Source organism: Azospirillum aestuarii (genome assembly GCF_016632405.1).
Lineage (GTDB): Bacteria > Pseudomonadota > Alphaproteobacteria > Azospirillales > Azospirillaceae > Azospirillum > Azospirillum aestuarii.
Map to the genome: position 1 here is coordinate 1 of NZ_JAEPIV010000025.1, position 23,773 is coordinate 23,773.

General features: G+C 71.0%; 22 protein-coding genes. 1 reads left to right on the forward strand and 21 read right to left on the reverse strand.

Translation table 11 applies throughout. The annotated features are described in order from the left end of the window. Positions 1–183: 183 nt before the first annotated feature. Complete coding sequence (locus tag JJL56_RS26540) at positions 184–612, reverse strand: DUF1489 family protein (RefSeq protein ID WP_200486927.1); 429 nt, start codon at positions 610–612, stop codon at positions 184–186. 97 nt (positions 613–709) lie between these two features. Then, positions 710–1,153 carry an acyl carrier protein gene (locus JJL56_RS26545; RefSeq protein ID WP_247889672.1) on the reverse strand — a complete coding sequence of 148 codons (444 nt, stop codon included), beginning with the start codon at positions 1,151–1,153 and terminating at the stop codon, positions 710–712. Between the two features lie 11 nt (positions 1,154–1,164). Between JJL56_RS26545 and JJL56_RS26550 the strand changes: the two genes are divergently transcribed. Beyond that, on the forward strand, positions 1,165–2,064 hold the full coding sequence (locus JJL56_RS26550; protein WP_145629440.1) for a DMT family transporter: 900 nt from the start codon (positions 1,165–1,167) through the stop codon (positions 2,062–2,064). An 18-nt stretch (positions 2,065–2,082) separates the two neighbouring features. Here the strand turns inward: JJL56_RS26550 and modC are convergent, their stop codons facing one another. From modC to JJL56_RS26645, 19 genes are all read right to left on the reverse strand, one after another. Further along, positions 2,083–3,174 (reverse strand): molybdenum ABC transporter ATP-binding protein, encoded by a 1,092-nt coding sequence (modC, locus tag JJL56_RS26555; protein WP_200486928.1) that lies wholly within the window; start codon positions 3,172–3,174, stop codon positions 2,083–2,085. Beyond that, positions 3,171–3,839: a molybdate ABC transporter permease subunit gene (modB, locus tag JJL56_RS26560; RefSeq protein WP_200486929.1), complete on the reverse strand. Its 669-nt coding sequence runs from the start codon at positions 3,837–3,839 to the stop codon at positions 3,171–3,173. The genes modC and modB overlap by 4 nt, the downstream gene beginning before the upstream one ends. Before the next feature lie 34 nt (positions 3,840–3,873). After that, on the reverse strand, positions 3,874–4,620 hold the full coding sequence (gene modA, locus JJL56_RS26565) for a molybdate ABC transporter substrate-binding protein (protein ID WP_145629434.1): 747 nt from the start codon (positions 4,618–4,620) through the stop codon (positions 3,874–3,876). Between the two features lie 25 nt (positions 4,621–4,645). Then, positions 4,646–5,437 (reverse strand): TOBE domain-containing protein, encoded by a 792-nt coding sequence (locus tag JJL56_RS26570; RefSeq protein ID WP_145629432.1) that lies wholly within the window; start codon positions 5,435–5,437, stop codon positions 4,646–4,648. 416 nt (positions 5,438–5,853) lie between these two features. Continuing rightward, positions 5,854–6,585, reverse strand: coding sequence for an SIMPL domain-containing protein (locus JJL56_RS26575; protein WP_200486930.1), 732 nt, complete (start codon positions 6,583–6,585; stop codon positions 5,854–5,856). Positions 6,586–6,681: 96 nt separating this feature from the next. Beyond that, on the reverse strand, positions 6,682–7,623 hold the full coding sequence (locus JJL56_RS26580) for a ligand-gated ion channel (RefSeq protein ID WP_145629428.1): 942 nt from the start codon (positions 7,621–7,623) through the stop codon (positions 6,682–6,684). Positions 7,624–7,649: 26 nt separating this feature from the next. Then, positions 7,650–8,237, reverse strand: a complete 588-nt coding sequence (locus JJL56_RS26585) for a TIGR00645 family protein (RefSeq protein WP_145629426.1) — start codon at positions 8,235–8,237, stop codon at positions 7,650–7,652. After that, a complete protein-coding gene (locus JJL56_RS26590; protein WP_200486931.1) occupies positions 8,234–8,791 on the reverse strand; it encodes an Hcp family type VI secretion system effector in 558 nt (185 codons plus the stop codon). Before JJL56_RS26590 ends, JJL56_RS26585 begins: the two co-directional genes overlap by 4 nt. Positions 8,792–8,794: 3 nt before the next feature. Beyond that, on the reverse strand, positions 8,795–9,892 hold the full coding sequence (tssA, locus tag JJL56_RS26595) for a type VI secretion system protein TssA (protein WP_200486932.1): 1,098 nt from the start codon (positions 9,890–9,892) through the stop codon (positions 8,795–8,797). Between the two features lie 21 nt (positions 9,893–9,913). Then, entirely contained in the window at positions 9,914–14,050 is a 4,137-nt protein-coding gene (locus JJL56_RS26600) for a type VI secretion system protein (RefSeq protein ID WP_200486933.1), read from the reverse strand. Positions 14,051–14,065: 15 nt separating this feature from the next. Then, the gene (locus JJL56_RS26605; protein WP_247891275.1) at positions 14,066–14,941 is read right to left on the reverse strand and encodes a DotU family type IV/VI secretion system protein; all 876 of its coding nucleotides are present in this window, start codon (positions 14,939–14,941) and stop codon (positions 14,066–14,068) included. A 17-nt stretch (positions 14,942–14,958) separates the two neighbouring features. Continuing rightward, on the reverse strand, positions 14,959–16,302 hold the full coding sequence (gene tssK, locus JJL56_RS26610) for a type VI secretion system baseplate subunit TssK (RefSeq protein ID WP_200486935.1): 1,344 nt from the start codon (positions 16,300–16,302) through the stop codon (positions 14,959–14,961). A gap of 27 nt (positions 16,303–16,329) precedes the next feature. Then, positions 16,330–16,755 (reverse strand): hypothetical protein, encoded by a 426-nt coding sequence (locus JJL56_RS26615; RefSeq protein ID WP_247891276.1) that lies wholly within the window; start codon positions 16,753–16,755, stop codon positions 16,330–16,332. 41 nt (positions 16,756–16,796) lie between these two features. After that, the gene (locus tag JJL56_RS26620; RefSeq protein WP_200486937.1) at positions 16,797–17,573 is read right to left on the reverse strand and encodes an SPOR domain-containing protein; all 777 of its coding nucleotides are present in this window, start codon (positions 17,571–17,573) and stop codon (positions 16,797–16,799) included. Positions 17,574–17,789: 216 nt separating this feature from the next. Further along, entirely contained in the window at positions 17,790–18,296 is a 507-nt protein-coding gene (locus JJL56_RS26625) for an SPOR domain-containing protein (RefSeq protein WP_145629411.1), read from the reverse strand. 10 nt (positions 18,297–18,306) lie between these two features. After that, positions 18,307–18,906 carry a lytic transglycosylase domain-containing protein gene (locus tag JJL56_RS26630; RefSeq protein ID WP_200486938.1) on the reverse strand — a complete coding sequence of 200 codons (600 nt, stop codon included), beginning with the start codon at positions 18,904–18,906 and terminating at the stop codon, positions 18,307–18,309. Continuing rightward, on the reverse strand, positions 18,903–20,939 hold the full coding sequence (locus tag JJL56_RS26635) for a PP2C family protein-serine/threonine phosphatase (RefSeq protein WP_145629409.1): 2,037 nt from the start codon (positions 20,937–20,939) through the stop codon (positions 18,903–18,905). Before JJL56_RS26635 ends, JJL56_RS26630 begins: the two co-directional genes overlap by 4 nt. Beyond that, on the reverse strand, positions 20,936–22,879 hold the full coding sequence (locus JJL56_RS33395; protein WP_247891277.1) for a hypothetical protein: 1,944 nt from the start codon (positions 22,877–22,879) through the stop codon (positions 20,936–20,938). Before JJL56_RS33395 ends, JJL56_RS26635 begins: the two co-directional genes overlap by 4 nt. Next, positions 22,876–23,628: a hypothetical protein gene (locus tag JJL56_RS26645; RefSeq protein ID WP_247889667.1), complete on the reverse strand. Its 753-nt coding sequence runs from the start codon at positions 23,626–23,628 to the stop codon at positions 22,876–22,878. The genes JJL56_RS33395 and JJL56_RS26645 overlap by 4 nt, the downstream gene beginning before the upstream one ends. Between the last annotated feature and the right edge of the window lie 145 nt (positions 23,629–23,773).

Below are 23,773 nucleotides of genomic sequence, written 5' to 3' on the forward strand. Positions count from 1 at the left end.
GCCAGGGCCAGAATGTCTCTGTGTTCCCGACCCGTCGGCGCCTCGTTGGCGGCCACCGCGTCGGTGGAGGGGGTTATAGGCGCCTCCCCCACGAACACGCAAGCGCTTTTTTGACAGGGCGATGAAAATTCTGCCAAGCCGTGAAAAATCAATAAGTTGGTGGTCCGCATCCGGCCGAACGGATTACAGCAGGCCGAGAGACCGTAATTCGGCGGCCAGATGGGCCGGCAACTCGTCGCCCTGCCCACCGGCGTCGGACAGATCCTTGGGCGCGGCTTGCGGGTCGAGATAGCGCCATCCCTGAAACGGCCGGTGGGGCGTCGGCACGGTGGCGACAAGTTGCGGGTCCATGCCGAGGATGCAGCAACTCTCTCCTTCCTCGTCCACGGTGGTGTCGATGGAGATCACCCGCTGTCGGGCGGCGACGGAACCGCGGACCACCCAGTAAATCGACCCGCCGGCGAGGATATCCTCCCCACGCTTCGGCACACGGCGCGTGAAAACGGGAACCATCAATCGGTCTGCGACGGTCTGCGCGCGGCGGGCCTGCACGGCCGCCAAATGGTCGAGGTCGTCGATCCCGACGGCCAGCTTGATGAGATGCAACGGCATGAAAGGCTCAAGGGAAGAATGGTTGGCGGGACGGGTTCGCTGCCGCAGATGGGAACCCGCGGGAGCGTTTCCAGCCGTGAGGTATGAACCGTGCGAATCAGGCCGGCACGTTGTTGAGGGACCGGCAGCGCTCCTCGAACGGCGGGGTGACGAAGTCCGGCTTCTTGAAGAGGCCCCGCATCCAGGCGGTCAGCGTGCAGAGGTCTTCCAACCGCACGGCTTCGTTCAGGGTGTTCTCGGGAAAGGTCAGCTCGAAGGTCTCGGCGATGTGGTCAAGCACCTGCTCGAGCTGCTCGGCGGTGAGGCCGATTCCGCCATCCAACGCGGCGTTGCGGGTCAGGACCTTTTCATCCACACCGTATTCGTCACGGATCAGCTTCACGATCCAGCGGAAAAGATGCATCCAGTTGGTGATCCCGAGGATCGGCTCCGACATACCCCGCCCCTTGTGTACCGCGACCTTGGCGCGAAGAATGACACGCATTCTTTGCAAATTCATTGCGTGAAAATGCCGCTTCCGTAAGACGGCGTCGGCACCCATAGAATGCGGCCATGCGTACCGCTTTTCTCAACCTCGCCCTGTCGATGACCCTGGTCGGCCTGTCCGTTCCGGCCTCCAAGGTCATCGTATCCCATATCCCACCGCTTGTGGCGGCCGAAATGCGCTTCGCCCTGGTCGCGGCGCTGCTGGCGCCCTTTGCCCTCAGGGGTGGAGCGGCGGCGCTTCCGCGCAACGCTCGGGACTGGACGAGCCTCGCCCTGCTCTCCCTGTTCGGCATGGTGCTGTTCAACCTGTTCCTTCTCTATGGGCTGCGCGAGACCAGCGCGGTGGCCGCCGGAATCATCACCAGCACCATCCCGGCCATGACGGCGCTGGGGGCGGCGCTGATCCTGCGCGAGCGGATCGGGGCCGGCAGCGCCGCGGCCATCGCCTTGGCGGTCGTGGGCATGGTCGCGCTGAACCTCAGGCCGGGCGGCGGCGGTGGACCGGACGATTCCGTTGTCGGCAACGCGCTGGTGCTGGGCGCGGTGGTGTCGGAGGGGCTGTACGGAGTCTTCGCGCGGCGGCTCGGCGGGCGGATTCCGCCTCTGGCGCTGACCTGCCTGGCGAATGTCCTGGCCGCGGCGATGATGGCGCCGGGTGCGCTGGCGACGCTGGGCGGCTTCGATCCGGCGGCGGTGCCCGGCTGGGTCTGGCTGCTGTTCGTGGCGTCCGGGCTGACCGGCGGCCTGCTGGCGGTGGTGCTGTGGATGCGCGGAATCGCCCATGTGCCGGCCAACCGGGCCGGGCTGTTCACCGGGCTGATTCCGGCAGCGGGCGTGCTGGCCGCCGTGCTGTTCCTGGGCGAGGCCTTCACGCTCGCCCACGCGGCGGGGCTGTTGTGCGTTCTGTTCGGAATCGCGATGGGAACGGGGGCGCTGCGCCTGCCCAGGCGCTTCACGCCCGGATAGGCACAGCCCCCGTTCGACTCACATCGTTTCCTGGACCAGGGCCACGCCCTTGACCTGGGCATAGACCGGCTGGCCCGGCGACAGTCCCAGAGCATCCCAGCTCTTGCGGGTGACGCGGGCGAGCAGACGCGCGCCCCTCCCCTCCTCGCCCAGGGCTACGACGGCCATCATCTGGACGTCGTCGTGCCGCTCCGCCGCGACGATGCGGGCGGGAAGCGCGTTCAGGATGGTGCTGCCCTCCGGCGGGTTGCGGGCGAGGCTGACGTCGGACGCCGCGATGCGGGCGCGCCGTGCCGTCCCCTGCGGCCCGAGGTCACCCGGAACGAGCAGGTTTCCGCCGTCCAGCCGCAGCAGGGTCAGACCATAGGCGTCCTCCCGTCCCGCCACCACCGCGGGCAGGGTCACCCCGGCTTCGGGCATGCGGGCGATGGGCAGGGTGGGATCGGCCTGAAGCTCCTGCATCGGTCCGGCGGCGACGACGCGCCCCTGGCGCAGCAGCACCAGATGGTCGGCCAGCCGCTCGACCTCCGCGATGTCGTGGCTGACATAGAGGACGGGGACGGACAGCACGCCGTGCAACCGTTCCAGATAGGGAAGGATTTCCTCCTTGCTGAAGCGGTCGAGCGCCGCCAGAGGCTCGTCCATCAGCAGCAGGCGCGGTTGCGAGAGCAGCGCGCGGCCCACGCCGACCCGCTGGCGCTCGCCGCCGGACAGATGCTCCGGCGAGCGGTCGAGCAGGTGCCCCAACCCCAGCAGATCCACCACGTCGCCCAGGCGGATGTGCTCCGGCACGCCCCGCCCCACCGTCCGGCTATGGCCGAACAGCAGGTTGGTGCGCACCGACAGATGCGGGAACAGGCTGGCCTCCTGGAAGACGTAGCCGATGGGCCGCTTGTGCGTCGGCCGGAAGGTCCGCCCCTCCTGCCAGACATCACCGTCCAGGGCAAAGCGCCCGTTCAACCGCTGCAGCCCGGCCGCGCAACGCAGCACCGAGGTCTTGCCGCAGCCGGACGGGCCGAACAGCGCGGTGATGCCGCGGCCCGGCGCCTCGAACGCCACATCCAGCTCGAACCGGCCGAGCGTCCCGTGGAAATGCACCGACAGGCTCATTCCCCGCCCCGCCCGATGCGCTTCTCCAGCATCATCATCGTCAGGATCACCGTGAAGGAGAAGACCAGCATGCCGCCGGCCAGCAGATGGGCCTCGTCCCATTGCAGCGTCTCGACATAGTCGTAGATGGCCACCGACAGGACCTTGGTCTGACCGGGGATGTTGCCGCCGATCATCAGGACGACGCCGAACTCGCCCATGGTGTGGGCGAAGCCCAGCACGGCGCCGGTCAGGAAGCCGCGGCGGGCCAGCGGCACCGCCACGGTGAAGAAGGTGTCAAGCGGCGAGGCGCGCAGCGTCGCCGCCGCCTCCAGCGGGCGGTCGCCGAACGCCTCGAAGGCGTTGCGGATCGGCTGCACCACGAAGGGCATCGAGTACAGCACCGACCCGATGACCAGCCCTTCGAAGGTGAAGGCCATGGAGCGGGCGCCCCACAGGGAGGCCAGCCACCCGCCGGGGCCGTTCGGTCCCAGCAGCATCAGCAGGTAGAAGCCCAGAACCGTCGGCGGCAGCACCAGAGGCAGCGCCACCACCGTGGCCACCGCCTCCTTCCACCAGGCTCCGGACCGCGCCAGCCACCAGGCCAGGGGCGTGCCGACGATCAGCAGGATGACCGTCGTCAGCGCCGCCAGTTCCAGGGTCAGGATGATCGGTTGCCAGCTCATCGGCGGGCTGTCCTTACCAGGGAGGCCAGCATGGTCAGTTCGGCGCCCTCGTGCCGTAGCCGTACTTGGAGATCACCGCGGCGGCCTCCGGCCCCTTCAGGAAGGCGAGGAAGGCCGTGGCGGCCTCGTTGCCGGCGCCCTTCCTCAGCAGGACGGCGTCCTGGAAGATCGGGTCGTGCAGCGACTCCGGAACCGGCCAGCGGGTGCCGTCCGGCTTGGCGATCACCTGGGACAGGGCGACGAAGGCCAGCTCGGCAGCCCCGGTCTCGGCGAACTGGAAGGCCTGGGCGATGCTGTTGCCCTGGACGATCTTCGGTTGGATCGCCTCGAAGACGCCCATCTTCTTCATGGCCTGCACCGCGGCGCCGCCATAGGGCGCGGTCGCCGGGTTGGCGATCGACAGCTTCTCGAAAGCGCCCTTGCGCAGCGTGTCCTCGCCCAGCTGGGCGTCGCTGGCCTTGGTCCACAGCACCAGACGGCCGACGGCGTAGGTGAAGCGGGAATCCGGAACGGCCAAGCCCTCCTCGACCGCCTTCTTCGGCGTCTCGTCGTCGGCGGCGAGGAAGACGACGAAGGGCGCGTCCTGCTTGATCTGGGCGTAGAACTGGCCGGTCGCGCCGAAGCTCAGGACGGCCTTGTGGCCGGTCTTCTGCTCGAAGACGGTGGCGATCTCCTTCGCCGGGGCGGTGAAGTTCGCGGCGACCGCGACGTTGAATTCGTCGGCGTGGGCCGTCGCCGAAAGGGACATCACGGCGACGGTGGCAAGCAGGAAATGCCTCATTCGAAAACTCCTTCCGATCCTATCGTCAATCCACCGCAAGGATGATGTGCGATGCGTCGATCAGCGCGCAGGCCGGGTCGCCGGGCTTGAGACCGATGTCGTCGGCGCTGCGCAGCGTGATGATGGCGGTCAGCGTCTTGCCGCCGCCGATGTCCAGGGTGATCTCGCTGTTCACGGCGCCGTCTTCGCGGCGGGCCACTACGCCCTCCACGCGGTTGCGCATCGAGGTGCGCTTCGCCTCGTCCGCCGGGGCGAGGATCACGAAGGGCGCCTTGATCAGCGCCGTCGCCGCGCGCCCCGGGAACAGGCCCAGGTCACGCACGCTGTCGCGGGTGATGATCGCGACGATCGAGGTCTGGTCCGAGACGGCCAGGATGACTTCGGCGTTCACCGCCCCGTCGGTGATGGCGGTGATGGTTCCGCGGAGGGTATTGCGGGCACTGGTGCGCATGAAAAATCCCCATATCAGGCTGGCAGCGGACAGGCCGGTGCCGTTCAGTTCCGGTTCCAGCACCTGGAAGGCGCGGACCATCTCGCTCTGCAGACGGTGGAAGGTGGCGACCAGCCGTACGCCGTCCGGCGTCAAGGCGGTTCCGCCGCCGCGCTTTCCGCCGGCCTGCGCCTCGACCAGCGGGCGGCCGAACAGGTTGTTCATGGCGTCGATGGCGTCCCAGGCCGCCTTGTAGGTGACGCCCACCGACCGCGCCGCGCCGGAAATGCTGCCCTCGCGCCCCACCGCCTCCAGCAGCCGGATGCGCTCGGCGCCGATCGGCGACGCTTGCGGCCCGGCGAACGACACCTGCGGTTGGACGGACATGAGCGGGCACTCCGATTTCGCTATATACGTTGACTATATAACCATTCTCGGCGCAGGTGAACTAGCGCTTTCTGACAATGCCGTCATTTTTTAGGGATAGCGATGAGAGAGCGCTCGAAGCCGACTTGAGGATCGGGCCAAACCAAGAGGCGCGCCGCGCAAACAATGCACGCGATCTGTTCATTATGCCTAAGTTGCAGGCCTGTTCTGGCTCTGATCGAGGCGTTATTGCTTATCCGGTGTCGGACTCGATGGATTACAGACACAAGATTAGCGGCTTCGACGTCAGAACGCCTCATAGAGCGGTGACACGCAACGCCGTCCGCCCCCCTCTGGCCGAGGGCGGTCTGATGCCGGGAATTCGATATGTATGGTAGCTATATAGCGGAGGATGCGGGCGGAGCGCTATCGCCCCTTCAATCCACCAATTCCCAGTCGAGCGTCGACACGACGCGGACGACCTTGTCGATCTGCCGGCTTTCCATGATGCCGGGGGCCTCGTCGCGGGCGAGGATCTGGAACAGGCCCTGATTGGCACGACGGATACCGCCCAGCGTCGCGCCGCTGTCGGTCGCGAACTGGGTTGCCGCCTCGCGCGCCTTGGCCGTCGCCTCAGCGATCATCTCGGTCTTCACGTCGTTCAGTCGCGTGAACAGGTAGTTGGGGCCGGAGCCCATGCCCGGCTCCCCGCCCAGGGTGACGCCCTGGTCAAGAAGCTCCGCCAGATTCTGGCTGGCGCGGTCCACCCACTCCACGTCGGGGCTGCGGACCATCAGGGTGCGGGTGAGGATGTAGCGCTGATCCGCCGGACCCTGGCGGTAGGCTTGGGCGAGCAGGTCCACGAGATCGAGCGAGCGCGAGACGACGGCGTCGGCGCCCAGACCGTAGCGCTCCAGAAAGGCCAGCACGGCTTTCTCGTCCGCCGCCGTCTTCGCCTGCACGGCGGACAGATCGTCGCCGGTGGCGACGAAGCGCACCGGCCAGAGGGCGAGGTTCGCCTTGACCTCACGCTCGGCGGAGCCCTTCACGGTGACGAAGCGGTCGGCCAGCCGGACCTGCGCGACCTCCCGCCCCGCCGACCAGCCCGCCACCGCGATCCCGATGGCGAGAAACGCCGCCGCAGCCAGCGCCGTCCGGTTTCCGATCATGCCACTCTCCCTTGTCGCTCTCCGCGGAGCATGACGACGGATTGTGGCGAAGCTCAGGCCGGAGCGGCGTCCCGCGGCGGTGTCGGATCACCAACCTCACACCGTGGTCAGCCAGACGCACAGCAGCGCGTAGGTTACGGGAAAGACCACCAGACACCAGCGGTCCAGAAGCAGGGACTTCGCCGCGTTCCGCTCGTAGATCATCAGCGACACCGCGCTCTGCATCAGGCTGAGGAAGATCATGCCCATGGAGGCGAGGTTGACCCGGTCCGACAGGGTGAAGCCGCTGCTGCGCGGCAGGTCGCTGGCGATGACGAAGTAGCAGGCGACCACGGCGAACAGCGCGCCGATGCCCAGGCCGAAGCGGGGGTCGAGGTCCACCGGCTTCACCAGGAAGGCCAGGAAGGCCACCACCGAGGAGATGAAGATGGTCGAAAAGGTCTTGATATAATAGACCGAATCCGGCCGCTCCAGGGTGATCGCGTGGGTGTAGCGGGAATAGACCGACTCGTGGTTCTTCGGCAGGGTGATGTCGCCGTAATTGGTGCGGTAGCGGTGCGCCGAAATGGTGGCGCCGTTGCTGGTCAGAGTGTAGCCCGAGACGTCGACGTCGGGGTCGAGCGTGCTGTTGTCGGTGTCCGGCACATAGACGAAGTGCTCGGCCGTCAGGTCGCTGTCCTCGATCACCAGACGGATGGTCTGGGTGTCCAGCGGGAAGCGGCTCACGTCCCAGGGCTGGTTCAGAACCGCCTGGACGCGCGCCTGCCCGTAGTTGGTGTCCTTCAGCTTGCGGACCGGGGTGGGGGTGCGCGACTCGATCCGCCCGTTCATCAGCTCGAACGTCTCCAGCGGGTTCAGCGAGTCGTCGTCCCAGCGGAACCAGACGTAGAAGTCCACATTGACCTGATTGTCGCGGAGGTTCACCCCGGTGATCTGGTTGACGTAGGTGCCGACCACCACCTTCGCCGGCTCCGCCCTTGACGCTCCGGGCAGGCCGGTCAGAAGGATGGCGAGGAACGCCAGTGCGTACCGAATCATGATGCCCTCTCCTTTCCTGCCGGATGTCAGTGCGCGTGGCTCTTCTTGACCAGCACGTCCATGGTCGCCAGCAGCACGCCGGAGACGATGAAGGTCACGTGGATGGCGACCAGCCACATCAGGTCGCGGTCGGACACCTCCGACACGTTCATGAAGGTCTTCAGGATCTGAATGGAAGAGATCGCCACGATGCTGGCGATCAGCTTGACCTTCAGCGCGCTGAAATCCAGCTTGCCCATCCATTCCGGACGGTCGGCGTGGCCGGCGACGTCGATCTTCGAGACGAAGTTCTCATAGCCGCTGAAGATCACCATCAGCACGAGGTTGCCGACCATCGTCAGGTCGACCAGCCCGAGCACGATCAGGATGATGTCGTTTTCCGTGCCATGAATCAGAAGCGGCAGTGCGTGCACCATTTCCAGCGCGAAGCGCCAGCCGATCATCAACAGCGCGCCCACCAAGCCGACATAGAGAGGCGCCAGGAGCCAGCGGCTCTGGAACATCACCTGCTCCAGGAAATGCTCGGCCCGGCGCCCTGGGCCGCGGCGCCCCGCGCCGTTGCGGGACAGGAGGGTGGTGTCGCCGGTCAGGGCCGACGGGTTCGACTGGGTCATGACTTGCTCGCCAATGTGATATCGCCACGGATTTGGCCGATTTTCCGGCCGTCGATCTGGTGCTGGTAGGTCATCTGCAACTGGTCGAAAGCCAGAGCGATGGTCTCGGTCCCGTTGCTGCTGTCGTCGTTGTCGACCGACAGCACGTATTCCGTGATCTGCGTGTTCTTCAGGATGATGGTCAGGTACGGCTCGGCGAAGATGTCGCTTTCGCCAAAATGCTCGCCGCCTTGCAACTGGGCGAAGGTGCGGAAGAAGTGGATCGTCGCCGTGACGTCCTTCTTCTGCGGATCGAAGGCCGCCTGCATCAATTTGGGCGAGGCGAGGTCGAAGTGACGCTCCAGCTTCAGGCTGTCGACGCCGAGTTTGTCCTGCTTCGGCGCCTTCCGGCCGCTGAAATAGGAGTTGTCCTCGATCGGGTCGTCGTAGTTGAAGCCGCCGACCTCGCGCTTGCCCGAGGACAGGTCAAAGCTGATGCATTCGGCCAGATTTTTGTAGTTGCGGATCAGCGACTCGCCCTTGATGCCGGGATAGTCGAGCAGGATGCGGGGCATGGCTCAGCGCTCCTCAAGCCGCAGCAGGCCGAAGATCCGCCCGACCTCGCCGCGGTCGCCCAGCAGCTCGGCGTAAAGCTCCGGCAGGGACAGGTTCCCCCAGGCGGCGGCGCGGCGGACAAGGTAGGAGGTCGGGCTGTGCGGCTCCTCCCGCGCCAGGAAATCGGCAATCTGGTGCAGCATCGCGTAGGCTTCCTGCCGGGTCCGCGGGCCGCCGGGGCGGGCGAAGGCGGCGGGAATGATCTCGGCGGACGCGTCGGTGGTGGCCTCCTCCCCGCCTTCGGCCTCCTCCGTCGCGGCGGGAGCGCCGTCCGGATCGATGCCGCGCTTGGCGAGCGCGTCGCGGTGAAACTGGATCAGGCTCTCCAGAGTCTTCAGAAGCTGGGTGAAGCCGGGCGCTGCGCGGCCGGCCATGGCGTCCAGCTCCGCCGCCAGGGTGCGCACCGCCGTCACCGTGTCGCGCAGATGGCCGTGCTGGGTCTGGTAGAAGTCGGGCGGCGTGCGGTCCTGCGCGGCCAGGATCTGCTCGACCGTCACCTCGCCGTCATCGACCGCCGCGTGGAAGGCGCGCTGGTCGCGGGTGGCGAGCTTGCGCAGGCGCTGCGCGTTCTGCCAGTCCTGAAAACGGTGCGTCTCGTCGGCGTTCGCCCCCGGCTGGGTGACGGTGGTCGCCATCAAGTCGCGCGACAACTGGCTGTCCAGCCAGGCCAGCGGGGCCAGCCGCGGTTCCGGGTCGCCGTCGTCAAGGCGGGGGTAGAGGCCGTCCCAGAAATCCTCCACCAGCCCATGGATCAGCAGAAGCCCAGGCGCCAGCCCCGCCGGACCATGCAGGCGGCCCAGCGCCTGGACCAGCCACGCCGCGACCTGGAGGTCCTTGGTGCGGGTCTTCAGCAGGTCCGACGCCTGCAGGACGACCCCCTTCCAGTCGGCCTTCTTGACGGTGGTCTGCCAGATCCCCTGGTCCAGATCGTCGTCCATCCGGCGCGCCTCGGTCAGCGCGTCGAACTCCGGGCCGTGGCGCAGGTCGTCGCCCGCCGGATCGTCGCCGGGGATGGGCTGGAGCAGGGCGCCGATGTCGATCAACGGGTGGGATGCGGTCATTGGCAACTCATGGGGTGCTGCTCACGGGAAGCGTTGGGCCGCGGGGCGGAGCATCGGGGGCTGGGACGGGGGAGTGCCCAGATCGAAGAAGGCGCGGTCCGCCGGTGCCACCGCACCGGAGGGCGCCGGCCAGCCGGCCAGCCCCGGCATCCGCCGCATGGAGCCGACCGGAGCCAGCGGCGGCGCCTGCGCGGGCAGCGCCGGAACGGCCACCTTCTCCTCGCGCGGCGGCTTGCCGTCGGCCAGGACGGTGCGCTTGACCGCCAGCGTCATGAAGACCCGCACGTTGGGCTTCACCGCCGGCATCTGCGGGGCCTGGGCCGCCGGAGCGATCGGCATCGGGGCCGGATTGACGGCCTCCTTGACCGGGCCGCTGGCCGTGGCCTCGAACAGCAGCAGCGGTTCGGTGTCCGGGCCGGGGCGGCGGTCGCGCTGCGGCGCGGCCTGCCGGCTGGCCAGGGCGAACAGCGCCCAGGGACCGTCATAGTCGAAGCGCAGCGAAGGTCCATCGACCGTCACCCCCGTGCCGACGCCGGACACCGGCAGAACCGTGCCGTCCTTGGCCCAGCGCAGCGTCACGCTCACCTTGTCGCCGGGATACCAGCGCAGCGGCGCGCGCGGCAGCACGCTGGACAGGGCGCCGTTCGGCGTGGCGAGCCTCCATTCGATGATGTCGCTGCCCCCGGCCTCACGCCCGCGGTTGACGCGGAAGGCCGGGTCGAGCGCCAGCCCGCCGCTCTGGTCCGGAGTCACTGCCGCGATCAGCAGCGGGCGCGCCCGCTCCATCGTCTCGACGAAGCGCAGCGCTTCCCGCCCGGCGATGCCAAACCGCTCGCCGCGGCGCAAGCCCTCAAGCACGAAGGCCGACCGTGCGTCGAACCGCTCGTAGAAGGCGCGCACCGCCGCCGGATCGGCTTCCTCCCCCGACACCGCAGCGGCGGCGAAGGGGAAGCGGCCGGCCAGCATCTCGTTGAACGAGGCGGCCATGTCGACATAGGCGTCGTAGACACGGGCGTCGGCGGCCAGCACGCAGCGCGTGGCGATCCACTGCTTCAGCTGGGCCAGCCGGCTGCGGAAGAAGTCGTCCGGCACCCCGTCGATGGCGCCCAGATTCTGGCAACCGGCGGCGTCCACCGCGGCGCTTTCGACCGTCACGAACTTTTCGAGCTGCGCCAGCGAACTGTTCGGGCGCCCGCCGTCGTACCTGTCCAGTTCGGTGATGATGCGCGCCCACTTGGACGCCGCGCCCGACCCTGTCCCGGCGCCCATCACCGGGCGTTCCAGGATCTCCACCACCGGAGCGGCGATGTCGCGGGCGAGCACCGTCACCTCCTGCCGGGCGTTGCCGAGATAGAGCGCCAGCCCGGCCGGCGTGGTCTGCCCGAACAGCAGATGCGGCACCAGCGGCCCGTCCACCCAGACGTCGAGCGCGTGGGCGTCGGGCCGATAGAGCTGGTCGCCCTCCAGCAGCCGGTCGGCCTGGGCCAGAACGGCGTTGGCCTGCCGGGCCACCGTGTCGCGGATGGTCTCGGCGGAGGTGGTCAGCCCGATCTGGCGGAAGGACTGCATCGTCTCGGCCAGCACCGGGAAGGCGGTGCGCAGGGCGTGGGCCGAGGCGCGGAGCTGCGCCAGCCCGCCGGCCCGGTCCACCCCACCGCCCGCCGGACTGCCGGCCAAGGCACGGGCGAGGATACGCTCCACCCCCTGGCGGAGCTGGTGCTGCGCCGCCGCCCTCATGGAGGTGCGGAGCATGGCCGGCGCCTGCGGCAGGTCCTTGGCGTCGAACAGCAGATAGTCCTCGACCAGCGGCGGGATGCTGTCCAGCGCGGCGCGGTCCCAGCCGGCGCCCACGGCGGGCATCGTCAGCGCGCCGGTGTCGTCGGTCTTCATAAAGCGGCGGGCCATCCACACCGCCAGGGTGCGGCGGAGCTGCTCCGCCGCCGGAGCCAGCCGGGCGCCTCCGTTGGGGGCCTGTTCCAGCAGGCGGCCGATCACCGAATCCAGGCTGCGGGCGCCGACTCCCGCCTCGTCGTAGCGGCGCTGCGCCAGATCCAGGATGTCGGCGCGCAGGTTGGGTCCGAGCAGGTCGGACTTCTCCAGACGGCCGAGCAGCGCCTCGAACTCCGGCGGCAGAACGGGGCCGTTGGCGCCGATCCAGGCGCCGCGCTCCGCCCCCAAACCGCGCGCGGCGTCCTCCAGGCTCGACAGAACCTCGGCGTAGGCCGCCGCCGCGTCGGCGCCGGAGCGCGCCCCGCCGGCCAGCAGTTCCAGTTCGCTGGCGGCGACCGACAGCCGCGCGGCAGCGAGGCCGCCCATGGCGAGGTCGCGCAGATAGGCGTCGGCGTACTGCCGGAAACGGCGCCCGACCTCCGCCCGATGGGCGGTCAGGTCGATGGGACGCTGCGCGCCCGGCCCCGGCGCGGGGATGGCGGTGCCGCCCGGCGGCTGGTCGATCTCCCAGCCGTGCAGCCGCGCTGAGAAGCCGCGCGCCACGCCGGAGCCCAGCGCGAAGTCCAGCACCTCGTCCAACGGCAGGGCCGGGTCGCGGGCGTCAACGTTGTTGTAGGCGCGGGCCAGCCCCTCGGCGATGCCGATCTCGCCCGCGAAGGCGCGCAGCCGCTCGAAGGCGCCCGCCCCCGCCGGTCCCACCCCACCGTCGCGGGTCAGGCGGCGCAGCCGGTCCTCGGCCACATCGCGCACGGTCGACAGGGCCAGCCGGCGATAGCCGACGGCCAGCGCCCCCGACACCGAGTCCGGAACGCCGCTGATCCAGGAGGCCGGCAGCGGGTTGAAGGACCAATCGGTGGGCAGCATCGTCACGCCCTGCACGAAGCGGGCGGCGGGATCGCCGTAGGCGGCGGTCATCGGCGCCCCGGCCTCGACCGCCGGGCGCTGGTCGGCGAGCTGCTGGAGCCCGCCCGGAATGTCGGCCAGCACCGGAACCAGCCGGTCCGACAGGGTGGACGCGCGCTGCACCCCCACCCACAGCAGCAGCACCGCGGCCAGCGCGGCGGCCCCCGTCCCCACCGGCCAGGAATAGCGACGCCACGCGCGGGACGCGGCCAGCGCGCGGGTCGGCTTGGGCAGGCCGGCTTCGGGGAAGATCTTGCGGTTCAGCAGGTCGCGCCCGAACAGCGCCGCCGCGTCCGCATCGGGACGGCCTGTGAAGTAGATGCCGCGGACGTAGAGCGTCTCCTGATAGGCGGTGCGCTTGAAGGCGGTGCCGAGCAGGGCGCGCAGCGCCGCCTCCGTCCCGGTCAGCCGCTCCGTCAGGGCGAACAACGGGGCGCCGTCCGGCGTGGCCGTGGCACCGAACACCTCCAGCTCCACCGCCAGCAGGCCGTCCGCCAGCGATTGCAGCGCCTCGCTCACGAAGTCGGGGGAGAAGGCGGTTTCCAGCGCGTAGGGGCTCGACCAGCCGAGCATCCCGCCGGTCAGGGACGGCGGCAGAGCCTCGGCCAGCGCCGCGAAGCCGGGGGCCTCCTCGCAGCCCGTCACCACCACATAGACCGGCAGGGCGAAGCCCAACGTGCGCTGGATCTCCCACAGCCGGGCGTACAGCTCCGTTCCCCGCGCGGTGGCACGGCGCACGTCGTCCAGCTCGGCCAGCGGAACGGTCAGGATCAGCCCGTCGGCGGGCAGCATCGGGCGGCGGCGGCCCAGCAGGTCGAGCACGCCCGCCCAGGCGGCGCGGGGATCATCGACATCGATGACCACCGCCCGGTCGTAGAAGCGCCAGGAGAAGCCGGCGTGCCGCTCGGCGGTCACCGGGGGGCGCACCTCCTCCGCGCAGGACAGCAGGCCGGCGTCGTCGGACGCGGCGACCCCGGTGCGCAGATACCAGGGCACCAGATAGACGTTGCGCGACAGTGTCTCGCGGTAGGCCGCCAAGCCGTCGCGGAACAGGCGCCGGATGTCGCGGATGGTGACGTCCGGCGCCGTCGCCGCGAGCGCCGGGACCGCCCCGCCCTCCTCCGCCGTCGCGTCGGGCGGCGGCAGGGCGGCGGGCTCCGCCGGGGCGGGCGGCGCCGCGCTGCGGGCGCGCAGCAGGATCGCCGCCATCACCGCGATGATCAGCAACACGAGGACGAGAAGCCCCGCGAAGACCCAGATCTGGTTGCCGGCGATGCCGGACAGGACCGCTGCCAGGAGTTCCATGACCGTCCTCTCCCGTCAGCGGGTCACGCGGACCGATGCCTGAAGCACCGCGTCCGCCGCGTTGGAAAGCTGTGCGGTGGACATCCACCAGAGCGCCTGACCCAGCACCAGCCACAGCCCGGCGATGGCCCCCAGGACCAGCGGCCAGCGTGGCCCGCGCGCCAGCGTGCGCGCCTTGCCATCGGTCAGCGTGTAGGCGTAGGCGGCGGGGATCAGCGTCCGCCCGCCGGGCAGCACTCCGGCACCCAGCTCGGACTCGCGGCCGGCGATGAACTCGAACAGGCGGGCGCTGTAGTCGCGCAAGGTGGACTCGCCGCCCGGCACCCGGCAGCGCCCCTTGAAGCCCATGCCGAGCACGCAGAGATAGACCGCCGCCAGCTGGACCAGCCGCCGGTCGTTGCTGGCGAGCAGCGCCTCCATCCGGTCGAACACCCGCTCGCCGGCCAGCCGGGTGCGGAACACCGCCTGCTCCAGCAGCACGCTGCGCCACAGCTCCCGCCCGTTCCATTCCACGTCGTGGATGAACAGATCGTCGGCCAGCGCCGCCATGGCGTATTGCGCCTCGCGGTGCTGGCTGATCATCAGGTCGGTGCCGGTGCGCCCGACCTGGACCGCCTGCGCCTCCAGGAAGTCCTGAAGGCGGCGGATGATGATCTCGGCGTCGGGCTCCAGCGCCAGGGCCGGCACCGCCGCGGCGGCACCGCGCGGCGCCGGGACCGCCAGGGCGTCCTCGGTCAGGAAGGCTGGCAGGCTGTCCGCCGTCTCCCCCGCGGCGCCCTCGGGCTTCACCGCAGCGCCAGGGCGCCCGGCAGCGCCGACGGCGGCGCGGTGTTTCTGGAGTTCCCGCGCGAAGGCGAGGAAGTGATCGACCAGATCCCGACGGTGCAGCATGGCGGTCATTCCCCGGCTCAGGCGCTGACGAAGAGGGTGATCTCAACGGGGCGGAAGCGGCTGCCCAGCGAGTCCGGATTCCAGATCTCCAGCCGCTCGCCGGGGACGATGTAGCGGGGATCGACCTTGATCTCGAACGGCACCACGCCGCGCGGGGCGGCCACCCCACCCTCGCCGCTGTCGTCCAGCGCGACGCGCTCGGCCCCCTTCACGCGCAGGCCGGACAGCGTCTCCAGCCGCGAGCGGGAGGCGACGATGCAGTTCTCCATCCAGGCGGCGACCTCGCTGACCGGGGCGGAGGCCGGGCCGCGCACGCCGACGACCAGCCGGCCCTTCAGCCAGGCCTCGTCCATGGCCAGGCCGAACATGCCGTCCTCGAAGGTGAAGGGGATGCGGGCGACGCCCTCCTTCACCCGGTCGATCATGCGCAGGATGAAGTCGCGCACCTCGCCGAAGCTCGCCATCGGATCGTCGTGGTCGTAGCGCGACAGCTTGGCGGGCACGGCGCCGCTGGCGAAGGCCGACAGGTGCCCGGCCAGCGTGCAGAGCGACATGTAGACGTCGAACGGGTGGCAGACGCCGACGCCGAGCTGCGCCTCCAGCGGCGGCAGGCCGGTGACGAGGCTGCGGATTTCCGCCCGCGCGGCCTCGGCCAGCTCGGTCGCCGGGTTGCCGTTGCCGACGCCGGAACGCTCGGCCAGGAACAGCGCCTTCTCGCGCACGCGCCGCACCACCTCCGCCCCCAGCCGGCCGAGCGGCGCGTTGGCGGCGACGGTCAGCGCCGGCGGCACGAAGTCGGTCAGCACGAAGGCGTCGTTGCGGAAGGTCGCCTGCGCGATCGGCATCGAGACGAACTTCTGCGGCGGCTTCTGCGTCGGGCCGGTGGTGGCGAACAGAGCCAGCCGCGGGCGCAGCCGGGCGATGGACAGCTCCTCCCCGCCATGCTGGTCGGCGACGGGCGCGCCCTCGACCGAGACGTAGCGCGGCGTCTCTCCCGGCCCCGGCGCGCGGTTGCCGCGGGCGGCGGGAACGATCAGGTGGATGGTGATCTGCGTCTGCCCCACCGGGTCCGCGTAGGCGGAGATGTCCACCTCCAGCGGCTCGTCGATCCCGGCGCGGTAGTCCACGACGAGACCGTCGGGCAGGATCGCCTCCAGCTCCCGCACCTGGACCAGCCCGGAGACGAGCTGCACCCGGTCGACCTGGAGATGGACGACGCCCCAATGGAAGGGCCGCGCCTGCCGGACATGGTAGGTCAGCTGCCGTTCATGCCGCAGCGCCTGCTGCTGGAAATGCTGCGGGGCCAGCAGCATCCCGTCATGCCAGTCGATGGCGTCGGGAATGTCGCGCGCCTCGGTCATGCGGCCCTCACGGAAAAGGAAAGAACATCACGGAACCAGTTCGACATCCTTGTCCCCGGCGGTGAGGGTCAGCGTTCGTGTGTCCGGCACGCGCAGGCGGTGCGGTCCCGGCGTGGAATAGTTGGCGAAGATCAGGATCGCCCAGGCCGGCTCGCCCGGCGGCAGGTCCGTCTTCAGCGTCTGGCCGGGGACCAGCTCCCAGCTCGTCACGCCGAGCGTGGTCGGATGGTCGCGCATGGACTGCTCGCGCTGGCCGAACCACTCCGCGGCGGTCAGCGCGCCCAGCTTGTCCACCAGCGCCTTGTCGCGGACGGACACGAGGTCGATGGCGACCGGCGTGGTGTCGTTGGCGGCGGGGGCGACCGTGAAGGACACGCTGTCCAGCGCGGCCCGCGGCTTCTCCGCGCAGCCGGCGGCGAGCAGGGCCAGCGCCAGCACGCCGGCCGTTCCCAATCGCGGGCCCAATCCTTTTCCGTTCACCGGACTCATGGCGTTCAGCGCTCTCCCGCTTCGGCAAGGGTGACGACGGTTCCGGACACCCCGTTGGCCCGCGTCAGCGCGTCCAGCGCGCGGGCGGCCTCGTCGGCGGCGGCGTAGCGTCCGGTGCGCACGGCGTAGGGGGCGTTGCCGCCCGGCAGCGGCGCGAAATCGACCGTGCCGCGCACGCCGCGCTGGGCGGCGGCGGCGGCGAAGGACTCCGCGTTGGACGGGGTGGCGAAGCGCCCGAGTTCGATGGCGTAGTGGCGGACCGGCGCCGGTCCGCTTCCTCCACCATCCTCCTTCATCGCGTCCAGCCGGTCGTTCAGCGTGTCCTCGACGACGCCTTCCACGCTGTTGCCGGCGAATTCGGTGACGCGGTAGCCGGTCTTCTCGATGACGTGGGCGGCGGTGCCGGCCATCCAGCCGGGCAGGAAGCGACGGGCCGCATCGGCGGCGCCGCGGGTCACCGGCTCGGTCGCCGAAATCGCTCGCCCGCGCGCCTCGTCGCTGAAGATGTCCGCCGTCTCGATCACGCCCTGGCGGGCCTCGAAGCTGTCGGCGATGTTACTCCGTGCCGTCGCGCCCAGCCCGCCGCCAGCGGCGGGCGCCGCGGTGGTCGTGGCAGCGGACGCGGTGGCAGGAGCGGAGGCCGACGCCATCGGCGAGTCTCCACCGCCGGTCAGGATCAGGGCCGCCATCACCGCGCCCAGTAGCAGGGCCACGACGGTCAGCACGGCGACGCCGGCGGCCAGAGCCGCCACCTGCCATCGTCCGAGCGTGATCGTGGTCATCGCGGGAATTCCTGGGGAAGAAACCATCGGATGAACCGCCGCCCCACAGGACGACGGCCCAGCCTGATAGAAGCATCCCGGCGGCCCAAATCCGCGCGCTGTCTGGTTCGTTCTGGCGTAGTCCCGCGGGGGCCTCGCGGCGATGGACCGGAAGCCCACCCCGCCATGCGGAGAAGCCCGCAAATCCGGCGGGTTACCCCCTTGGTCCGAACTGGATCATTCGCCGCCGCCGGCCTTCGTCGGCATGGCGGCGGCAAGCGGCTCCTCGACCACCACCCCGCCGATCCCAGCGGTCCGCTCGAAGGAGGGGCGGCGCGCCTCGGCCTGCCAGCGGTCGGCGAAGGCGCCCGCGCGCACGCGGTGCCACTGCCCCCCGGCGGCGTCCATGGTCTCGACGATCTCCACAGGAAGGCCCCGCCCGGCCAGCGCCGCCGCGAAGTCCTGGGCGTTCCCGGCGGAGCGGAACACGCCGAGTTCGATGGAGAAGCGCGCGGTCGCCGCCTTCACGGACGCGACCGGACGGACCGGGACGGCGGCCGGCGCGGCCTTCTCCGGCTCCGCCTTTGCCGTCTCCTGCGGTACAGCGGCGGGCGCTGCCTTCGCTTCGGCGGGCGCGGGGTCGTCCGTGGCACCCGGCACGCTGCCCCCGGCCAGGAAATAGCCGCCCGCGAAGGCCACCAGGAGGAGGAGCAGCGCCAGCACGCCGACCAGGAGTTTCTTCATGGCACCGCGCTCACGATTCCGGGCCGCCGCACAGCCGGCGCATCTCCGCCGTCTCGCGCTGGTAGCCGAGCCGCACCCGCCGGTCGAGCACGAGGCAGAGATAGGTGTCCTGCGCCGTCGGATCGCTGGCGTGGTAGCGGCGCACCGCCTCCGTCCAGGAGCCGTGGCGGTCGTACAGTTCCCGCAGGAAGCGGGCGGCGTAGGCGACGTTGACCGCGGGATCGAGCATGTCCTCGCCCCCCGCGAAGGAGCCGGCGTGCCAGCGCGTGTGGATCTGCATGCAGCCGACCGCCACGTCGCCGCGCAGGCCGCCCTCGCCGTCCTGCATCAGCCGCAGCGCCTCGCGCCGCGTCGCCGGGTAGTGCGGGCGCCCGGAGACGTTCAGCGCCCAGGGCCAGGGCATGCCCGCCCGCCCGGACTCCACGACGCTCATGGCGTGCAGGATGCCCGGCGGAATGCCGTAGAGCGCCTCCCCGTTGCGGAGGTAGCGGCTGCACTGGAACAGCGCGGGGCCGCCATCCGATACCGGGGCCACCTCCGCCGCCGCCGGCCCGGCGAGCAGCGCGCCCACCAGGGCGAGCGCGCCGGCCAGGATGCCGCGCGCCCTCATGCCCGCACCCGCAGGGCGACGCACAGCCGGTCCACCGCCATCGCGGCGCCGCCGCCATGCTCGGCCAGCCCGGCGGACACCGCCGCGGTGACGCTGGCGGCGGACAGGTCGTCGAGGTTGCCGAGGATGCCGGTCAGCCGCGCCCGCCCGAAGGCGACGCCGAAGCGGTTCTCGCCGTCCAGCAGCCCGCCGTTGCACAGCACCAGCGTGGAGGGCACCGGCAGGTCCAGCGCGGTTTCCACCGCCGTCATGGCGGGATCGAGGCCCAGCGGCGGGTTGGCCGCCACCGGAAGGTCCACCACGTCGCCGAAGCGCCGCAGCAGGAAGGGCTCCGGCACGCCCGCGGCGGCGAAGACCAGGCGGCGCGAGCGCGGCGATACGATGCCCATGGCGAGGCCGATCGACAGGCCCGCAGCGTTGTCCGCCGCCAGCAGACGGTTGGCGCCGGTCAGGCAGGCCGCCGGCCCGAGCCCGGCCGCCGCCAGTGTCCGCAGCGCGGCGCGCGCCGTCACCGTCATGAAGCCCGCAGCCAGCCCGCCGCCCGACACCTGCCCGATCAGGACCGCCAGCGACCCGTCCGCCGTCAGGAAGAAATCGTAGAAGCTGCCGTCGAACTCCGCCGCCGGACGCATCAGGCCGGACGCCTCCAGATCAGTCTCCTGATCGGGGGCCGTGGTCAGGTCGGGGGGCAGGATCGCCGCCTGCATGCGCCGGGCGATCTCGAACTGCTTCTGCAGCTCAACAAGCTCCGTGCGGGTGTCCAGCGCCGACTGAAGCTGCCGGACCATGCCATCGAGCGCGGTGTGCTGGTCGCGCACGCGCTCCGCCATCACCTCGAAGGCGACGGCGAGCGCGCCGGGATCGTCGGTGCGCGCGCAGGGCGTTTTGCCCTCCGAGGCGGCCTCGATGCGGGCGAGGTCGGCGAGAAGCTCGCGCCGCCCCTGCTCCGGCAGGGTTTCGGACAGGCGAAGCATCTGGCGGCGGATGAAGGACTGCTGGCGCAACCAGTGGCGGGCGCGCCGCTCCTCGGCGTCGCGCAGCGCCCGGCTGCGGCTGCGGAAGACCTCCACGGTGCGGGCCAACTGCCCGGCCTCGTCGGCGCGCTCCGCCCCCAGAACGGCGACGCCGGTGTCCCCAGCGGCCAAGGCGGACAGGGCGGACATCGAGGCATAGACCGGCGTGAAGACCCGCCGGAAATACCAGTCGAGGCCCAGCGTCCCCGCCACCAGCACCATCAGCACCACCAGGATGGCGGAACTGTCGAGCAGGCTGTCGGCCATGGCGGCCAGCGTGGTCTCGCGCACCGTGACGAGGTACAGCGTGCCGTCCCCCTCCGTGCCGGCCACCTTGGGCAGGCGCAGTTTGCGCACGCCGTAGCCGCGGGCGCCGATGGTCGCCTGCACCTCCTCACCGCGCTCAGCGGCGGGACGCACGTCCGCCCAGGCCAGCGGTCCGGCGTGGCCATACAATGCGCCGTCGCTGCCGACCAGGAAGGCGGAGCCGCCGAGAATGCCAGCCAGAGCCTCCAGGCTGCCGGTCAGCGGACGGGTGGCGACCAGCGCCCGGTCGGCGGGCCGCTGCGCGCCGAGTGGGCGGGCAAGCAGAAGCTGCGCGGCACCGCCGGTCAGCACCAGACCGTCCTGCGTGTCGTTGCGGGCCAGCACCTGCCCGATGCGCCGCTCGTCGAGAAGGCGGATCGGCTGGTCGGTGGGCACGGCGAGCAGGGTCTGCCCGACACCGTTGACCACGGTCGCCGCCGTGAAGCCCAGCCCGCCCAGCCGCTCCGCCGCCGCCGCCGCGTTGCCGCGCTCCAGCGCGTCGGTGAGGCGGGGGTCGCCCACCGCCACCCGAGCGGCGGCGGCGGACTGGTCGAGCAGCCCTTCCCACAGCCGCAGGGTCATCCGCCCCTCGTCCTCGGCGTGGCGGGTGGCGCCGCTCCCGATGCGCAGCAGGGCGAAGACCGCGGCGGTGACGAGCACGGCGAGGACCACCGCCGCCGCGGCGACCGTCATGCGCTGGCGAAGCCCGGTCATCGCGCGGCCTCCCCTTCGACCGGAACGCGCCGGCGCGGCGTCGCGTGGCGCCACAGCGCCAGCGCCAGCGGCGGCAGCGCGGCGATCCCGGCGAGCAGGGCCAACGAGGGCAGCATGCCCGTGGCCACCACCGTGTTGCTCCCACCGGCCAGCCACAACACACCGAGCGTTCCGGCCAGGGTCAGCGCGGCGCGGACCGCCGTCAGCCCCCCCCACCCCCCTGACGCCGCAAAGCCCGCATGCCCGGCGCCGAGAGCCGCAGCGGCGCCCAGCGCGACGGCGGTTCCCGGCTCCACCGGGCCGAGCGCCAGGAGAAGCCCGACCATCGCCGTTGCGCCCAAACTCAGCAGCGCCGCCCCGCTCCGCGGAACCAGAACCGCGACCAGCGCGGCGGCCAGCCAGGCCGGGGTGGCGTGGAGCCAGAACAGTTCCGCAACCCGGCGGGCGTCCACCGCCCCGCCGCCGTCGGTCCGGCTCAACGCCGCCAGGGCCAGCGCCGTGACCAGCCACAGCGCCCAACCCTTCGGCCGCAGCGTCCCGTCCACCCACCAGCGGTCCACCGCCAGCAGAGCGCGAAGGGTCACGCGCGGCAGCGTCAGACCGGCCCGCCGCTCCAGCCGGACGGCGGCCAGCAGACCGGCCACCCCGGACAGCACCGCGCCGGCCATGAGAACACCCGGCACGCCACCGCCGATGCACAGAACCGACAGCCCCGTTCCAACGACCAGACCGCCAGCCGCGGACACCGCCGGTCCGGCGCGCAGGCTTTCCGCGGCGGGACGCACCGCCTGGAAGGGAAACGCCGCGGCCAATCCGCCCAGCATCGCCCCGGTCAGCCACACCGACGCCCCGTCGCCCAGCCCGTTCAGCAGCGCCCAGCCTCCCAGCGCCAGCGCTCCCGCGACGGGCGCGCGACGGCCGAGCGCGAAGGCGAGCGGCACCGCCGCGGCCATCCCCAGCGCCACCCCCCCGAGCGCCACAACCGGCGGCAGGTGCCGCGTCGCCACCGCCGCGGCGACGGCCGCACCCACGCCCGCGCAGAAGGCGGTGGCGTAGGGCAGCGACCCGGCGTCCGGCGGGGCCAGAGCGGTCAGCCGGTCGGGCGAGAAGCGGCCCAGCCGCTCGATCCGCTCGATCAGTGGCGCCACCTCAGCCGCGGCATCCTTGTTGAAGCTGAGATCGCGCACCTCGGCCAGATAGCTGCACAGGCGGGCGAAGCGGTCGTTCACGCCGGTCACCACCCGGTTCATCTCGGCCAGCAGATTGCCGATCAGGCTTTGCTCGACCGGCGGGGCGATGCGGTCATAGGCGGAGCGCGCAAGGTTGGCCTCCAGCGACGCCGCCAGCCGCAGCGGCGTCGTCACCTGGGCGTTCAGCATGGTGCGCAGCGCCAGCCCGCCGAGAGCCAAAGCGATGCTCAGCGCCACCGCGAAATCGATCAGGATGCGCGGCGCGTTGGCCGGCTGCGCCACCGCGTTGCGGCCCAGCAGGACCTCCCCCGCCATCGCGGCTCCCTGCCGGATGGGAAAGCGTTGCAGGACCAGCCCCAGCGCGGACCAATCGGTGTCCGCCGGCACCAGCCGGACCGACAGGTCGGGGCGCGCCGCGTCGGATTTCTGGAACAGCGGGCGACCGGCGCCGTCCACCACCAGGATCAGCTTGATCTCCGGAAAGACCGCACCCGCCTCGCCCAGATAATCGTCCATCCCGGCCATGCGGTCGAGCGGCAGGCCGAGCGCCAGCGACTTTTCCAGGTCATGCGCGATGGCCGTTCCCACGATCTCGGCGCGGGAGGCGGTTCCCCGGTCGGCCAGCCCCGCCGCGGCGATCAGCGCCGCCGCCAGCGTGGCGAGCCAGGGCACGACCACCACCACCGCCATCAGCGGAATGAATCGCCGCAACATCCCCCGATTGGAGAATGGCATCGCCGGGCGGGTCATCGCAGCACCTCCCCGTCGATGCGGGCGGCCTCGGTTTCCGCCGCGCGCAGCCCGGCCAGGACGGCGGACAGCGCCGGATCGCCGACCGCCGCGGCGGCAGGCGTGTCGGCCTGAAGCTGCCGCGCCTCGGCGGCGTAAAAGGCCGTCCGCTCCAGAACGGACCGGCAGACACCCGACAGCAGCAGCCGCGTGCCCAGAACGGCGAGAATCCCGATGGCGGCCAGGAAGACGGCGGTGACCGTCGCCGTCTCGCGCAGCGCGGCCAGAACCTCCACCCGCGCGTCCTGCTGCGGGGCGAGGCCCAGCACGGCGCCGGCGGGCTTGCCCAGGGCGTCGGCCACTGGCACGCCGACCAGCACGCCGTCGCGGTCCGCGAGGTCCCACGGCTCCGCCGGCAGCCCAGCCGCGCCCCCCATCCAAGAGGCGGGCACCGGCGTCCCCGCCGCCTGGGCGGTGGCGAACAGAACGGTCCCGCGCGGGTCCACCACATAAAGCCGCAGGCCCCCGCCGCCGGTGGACGCCACCTCGATCAGCCTTTGCAGATCGTTCTGGTCGGCGAGCGGAAAGCCGATGGCGGCGCGCTCCGCCGCGCTGGCGGCGACGCGGCTGGCCAACGCCGACGCGCGCGCGGCGATTTCCGCCGTGTGCGCCTCCGCCACCGCGTTGTGAAAGGCGAACAGGGTGAACGCCTGCCCGCCCACGGCGCACAGCCACAAAACAAGCGCCAGACGCCCGAAACCGTAGAGCATGGCCAGCCTCCCAAGGGTCCGGCTATAGCGGCTTTCCGCGAGGGCATCCCGTTCAGATTGGCCCAACTTGGTCTGATCTGCTTTTGCCGCTCCCCGGCCCCTGCGATACTCCCCGGCCAACCAGAAAGGACACGCTCCATCATGA

Bases quoted from the DNA above. Each gene is read 5' to 3' on its own strand.
- JJL56_RS33395 (WP_247891277.1), bottom strand. From the start codon at position 22,879: ATGACCCGCCCGGCGATGCCATTCTCCAATCGGGGGATGTTGCGGCGA.
- JJL56_RS26570 (WP_145629432.1), bottom strand. From the start codon at position 5,437: ATGTCCGTCCAACCGCAGGTGTCGTTCGCCGGGCCGCAAGCGTCGCCG.
- JJL56_RS26635 (WP_145629409.1), bottom strand. From the start codon at position 20,939: ATGACCGGGCTTCGCCAGCGCATGACGGTCGCCGCGGCGGCGGTGGTC.
- JJL56_RS26605 (WP_247891275.1), bottom strand. From the start codon at position 14,941: ATGCTGCACCGTCGGGATCTGGTCGATCACTTCCTCGCCTTCGCGCGG.
- modC (WP_200486928.1), bottom strand. From the start codon at position 3,174: ATGAGCCTGTCGGTGCATTTCCACGGGACGCTCGGCCGGTTCGAGCTG.
- JJL56_RS26550 (WP_145629440.1), top strand. From the start codon at position 1,165: ATGCGTACCGCTTTTCTCAACCTCGCCCTGTCGATGACCCTGGTCGGC.
- JJL56_RS26625 (WP_145629411.1), bottom strand. From the start codon at position 18,296: ATGAAGAAACTCCTGGTCGGCGTGCTGGCGCTGCTCCTCCTCCTGGTG.
- tssK (WP_200486935.1), bottom strand. From the start codon at position 16,302: ATGACCGAGGCGCGCGACATTCCCGACGCCATCGACTGGCATGACGGG.
- JJL56_RS26540 (WP_200486927.1), bottom strand. From the start codon at position 612: ATGCCGTTGCATCTCATCAAGCTGGCCGTCGGGATCGACGACCTCGAC.
- JJL56_RS26620 (WP_200486937.1), bottom strand. From the start codon at position 17,573: ATGACCACGATCACGCTCGGACGATGGCAGGTGGCGGCTCTGGCCGCC.
- JJL56_RS26590 (WP_200486931.1), bottom strand. From the start codon at position 8,791: ATGCCCCGCATCCTGCTCGACTATCCCGGCATCAAGGGCGAGTCGCTG.
- JJL56_RS26580 (WP_145629428.1), bottom strand. From the start codon at position 7,623: ATGATTCGGTACGCACTGGCGTTCCTCGCCATCCTTCTGACCGGCCTG.
- JJL56_RS26600 (WP_200486933.1), bottom strand. From the start codon at position 14,050: ATGGAACTCCTGGCAGCGGTCCTGTCCGGCATCGCCGGCAACCAGATC.
- tssA (WP_200486932.1), bottom strand. From the start codon at position 9,892: ATGACCGCATCCCACCCGTTGATCGACATCGGCGCCCTGCTCCAGCCC.
- modA (WP_145629434.1), bottom strand. From the start codon at position 4,620: ATGAGGCATTTCCTGCTTGCCACCGTCGCCGTGATGTCCCTTTCGGCG.
- modB (WP_200486929.1), bottom strand. From the start codon at position 3,839: ATGAGCTGGCAACCGATCATCCTGACCCTGGAACTGGCGGCGCTGACG.
- JJL56_RS26585 (WP_145629426.1), bottom strand. From the start codon at position 8,237: ATGACCCAGTCGAACCCGTCGGCCCTGACCGGCGACACCACCCTCCTG.
- JJL56_RS26545 (WP_247889672.1), bottom strand. From the start codon at position 1,153: ATGGGTGCCGACGCCGTCTTACGGAAGCGGCATTTTCACGCAATGAAT.
- JJL56_RS26645 (WP_247889667.1), bottom strand. From the start codon at position 23,628: ATGCTCTACGGTTTCGGGCGTCTGGCGCTTGTTTTGTGGCTGTGCGCC.
- JJL56_RS26575 (WP_200486930.1), bottom strand. From the start codon at position 6,585: ATGATCGGAAACCGGACGGCGCTGGCTGCGGCGGCGTTTCTCGCCATC.
- JJL56_RS26630 (WP_200486938.1), bottom strand. From the start codon at position 18,906: ATGAGGGCGCGCGGCATCCTGGCCGGCGCGCTCGCCCTGGTGGGCGCG.